The organism is Streptomyces sp. MB09-02B (assembly GCF_033794485.1).
GTDB lineage: Bacteria > Actinomycetota > Actinomycetes > Streptomycetales > Streptomycetaceae > Streptomyces.
Map to the genome: position 1 here is coordinate 1 of NZ_JARGEE010000662.1, position 3,262 is coordinate 3,262.

A 3,262-nucleotide genomic window follows, 5' to 3' on the forward strand; every position below is an offset into this window, starting at 1 on the left:
GTGTTCGTATTTTTATAAAGCCCCGCCGCTGGCCGCGGTCCTTCGCCGGCCGGCTCACCACGCCCCTGCCCGGGCTGAAGGCCTTCGCCCGGTTCGCCCGTGAGGGCTCGGTACGGCCCGGGGCCGAGGGGCTCACCGACATCCCGCGACTGCCGTACGAGCCGGGCCCGTTGCCGAGGGTGGACGCCCGTACCGTCGCCGTCTCCTGGGCGGGGCACGCGAGTTGGGTGGTGCGGATCGGCGGGCTGACCGTCCTCACCGACCCGGTCTGGTCCCGCCGCATCCTGGGCACCCCGGCACGCATCACCCCCGTGGGCATCGACTGGGACGCGCTGCCCCGTGTCGACGCGGTCGTCATCAGCCACAACCACTACGACCACCTCGACGCCCCCACCGTGGCGAGACTCCCGCGCGACACCCCGGTGTTCGTACCCGCCGGACTGGCCCGCTGGTTCCGGCGGCGCCGGTTCGACCGGGTCACCGAGCTGGACTGGTGGGAGGCGGCCGAACTCGACGGCGTCCGCTTCGACTTCGTACCGGCCCACCACTGGTCCAAGCGCGGCCTCACCGACACCTGCCGCTCCCTGTGGGGCGGCTGGGTCCTCACGGCGCCCGACGGCAGGCGCCTCTACTTCGCCGGCGACACCGGCTACGGCCACTGGTTCTCCCTCATCGGCCGCCGCCACCCCGGCATCGACGTCGCCCTTCTGCCCATCGGCGCCTACGACCCCCGCTGGTGGCTGAGCGACGTGCACTGCGACCCGGAGGAAGCGGTCCGTGCCTTCCAGGACCTCGGCGCCCGCCACATGGCCCCCATGCACTGGGCCACCTTCGTCCTGTCGGCCGAACCGGTCCTGGAGCCCCTGAGGAGGGTGAGGGCGGCGTGGCGGGCGGCCGGACTGCCGCGCGAGAGCCTGTGGGACCTGCCGATCGGGGGCTCCCGAGTGCTGGACTGACCCGGTCGGTCGCACCCGCACCCGCACCCGCGCCCGTCCCGCGACGCGCCGTCAGCCCCGAGCCCTCACCCGACGACCCGGCGCCACACGGTCGGCACCACACTGATCAGCAACGTCAACACGACGGCCGCCAGCACCCCTTCCCACGGCTCCTTGAACAGGGACCCGCCCAGGATGCCGATCAGCTGGTACGTCACGGCCCACGCGAGGCACGCCGGCAGATTCCCCCGGGCGAACCGCCGCAACGGCATCTTCGCCAGCAGACAGGCCAGCATCACCGGGATACGCCCGGCCGGCAGCAGCCGGGACAGCACCAGCACGGCCACCCCGTGGTCGTCGAGCTTGCCCTGCGCCTGGGCCAGCCGGTCCTCCGGCGCCCGGCGGCGGATCGCCTCCAGCCAGCGCGAACCGTTCTTGGAACCCATGCCGCGCCGCCCCAGCCAGTACAGCGCCATGTCCCCGAGGAACGCGGCGACCGACGCCACCACGAACACCATCAGCAGCGAGAGCGGCGCCGTCTGATGGAACGCCACCACGGCGGCCGAACTGACCAGTGCCCCGGTCGGCACCACCGGTACCAGCGCTCCGATCAGCACCAGCAGGAACAGGGTGGGATAGCCGAACGCCTGCTGGGTGGACGCGTACGGCACGGGAGTGCTCGCGGCCAGGACGATCACCGAGCCTCCCCCCGGACCGCTGTGACCTCCGCCGGCGGGCGTCTCATCGCGCCACCCCCGGTCGCACGCTCTCCCCGTGGCCCAGCCGGTGCACGGCCACCTCGGGCGCGCGTGCGGCGGCCAGGCGCACGAACTCCTCACCGGGGGCGTGGAATTCATGGGGGCGCACGGCGTCCATGCCGATCGGCCAGTACGTGCCGTAGTGCACGGGAACCGCGCTCCGGGGCGCGAGCAGCGCAAGCGCCTCCGCCGCGCGCCCCGCGTCCAGATGCCCCTCGCCGAGGTACGGTCCCCAGCCGCCGACCGGCAGCAGTGCCACGTCGACCGGCCCGACCTCCTTGGACATCGTCTCGAACAGCCCGGTGTCCCCGGCGAAGTACGTCCGCGCCTCGCCCTCGACGACGAAGCCGAGCGCGGGCGAGCGATGCGGCCCGACGGGCAGCCGCCGCCCGTCGTGCCGCGCGGAGACAGCGCGTACGACCAGGTCACCGACGTCGACCCGGTCCCCGGGCTCCGCCTCGCAGAGCCGTAGATGGGCCAGCCTGCGCAGCCCCGGCACCTGGCGCGGCGCGCCCTTCGGCACCACCACCCGGGTCCCCGGGGCGAGCCGGGCCAGCGAGGGGACATGCAGATGATCGGCGTGCAGATGCGACACCAGTGCGACGTCCGCGACCGCGGCCTCCGGCGGAGGGGGCGCACCCCGGCGCCTGCGCAGATGCGCGAGCCGGCGCGCGAACAGGGGGTCGGTCAGCACTCTCGTACCCGAGTCCTCCACGGTGCAGGTCGCGTGGCCCCACCAGGTGATCTCCACCGGCACTCCGTTCGCCTCCTTCGCGCTACTCCCCCGAGCCTACGGGCTGGAGTAGGGTCTGCGGCCTGAGCCCGTCCCGCGGATCATGCCGTGGACGGGCATGCCGGTTCCGGCGTCCGCGGTTCGCTCCGCAGGACGGGGCCCGGGCCCGGGGGGAAGGGGGAACAGCATGGGAGACAAGGGTGACCGGAGCGGCGTCTCCGGGGTGGCGTGCCAGGACGCGGTTCGTGGGCGCGGCGCGGGGGGCCTCGGCGCGGTGGGACGCGGCGCGGTGGTGCGGGTCGCGGCCATAGCGAGCCTGACGCCGCTGGAGGAGCTGGAGGCGGATCCCTTCCTGGTCGACTCCCGCAGCCAGCACGCCATGTGCGCCCGCTGGGCGGCCGAGCGCGGCTACGTGGTCACGCGCGAGCTGCTCGTACGCGGCCTGCGACCCGATCACGGCGCCCTCTGGTCCGACGTCGACGCCGGCCTGGTCGATCTCTTCGTCGCCCCCAGCCACCGCGTCCTGGAACGCGCCCTCGCCTCCGTCGACGACTTCACCGCCGAGTGCGCCCGACGCGGCATCCGCGTCGAGACCGTCGGCCACGCCGAACCCGCCTACGACGCCCAGATGAAGGCCCACGTCCACCGCCGCCTGTCCATGCCGACGGCGGGCTACGACGGCCGCTGAGCCGGGGCGAAGGGGGCCGGGAGCCGGGGTGCCTCTTCGGGCGCCGGGAAGCGTTTCGAGGGGCGCGGGGAGCTGCGTGACCAGCCACCGACGACCGGCGGCCCGCGACGCACGGCAGGCCCTGACCCCTCCCCGGCCCTCCGGGAGC

General features: G+C 74.2%; 4 protein-coding genes. 2 read left to right on the top strand and 2 right to left on the bottom strand.

From position 1 onward, the window contains the following. Positions 1-956, top strand: a 956-nt coding sequence (locus P1P70_RS42450) for an MBL fold metallo-hydrolase (RefSeq protein WP_319247531.1), incomplete at its 5' end; no start/stop codon positions are given. Positions 957-1,021: 65 nt separating this feature from the next. Here the strand turns inward: P1P70_RS42450 and P1P70_RS42455 are convergent. After that, positions 1,022-1,633 carry a DedA family protein gene (locus tag P1P70_RS42455; protein ID WP_319247533.1) on the bottom strand — a complete coding sequence of 204 codons (612 nt, stop codon included), beginning with the start codon at positions 1,631-1,633 and terminating at the stop codon, positions 1,022-1,024. 43 nt (positions 1,634-1,676) lie between these two features. Beyond that, positions 1,677-2,450 carry an MBL fold metallo-hydrolase gene (locus tag P1P70_RS42460; protein WP_319247535.1) on the bottom strand — a complete coding sequence of 258 codons (774 nt, stop codon included), beginning with the start codon at positions 2,448-2,450 and terminating at the stop codon, positions 1,677-1,679. 163 nt (positions 2,451-2,613) lie between these two features. On the opposite strand from P1P70_RS42460, the gene P1P70_RS42465 reads away from it, so the two are divergent. Then, positions 2,614-3,114 carry a hypothetical protein gene (locus P1P70_RS42465; protein WP_319247537.1) on the top strand — a complete coding sequence of 167 codons (501 nt, stop codon included), beginning with the start codon at positions 2,614-2,616 and terminating at the stop codon, positions 3,112-3,114. Positions 3,115-3,262 lie beyond the last annotated feature (148 nt).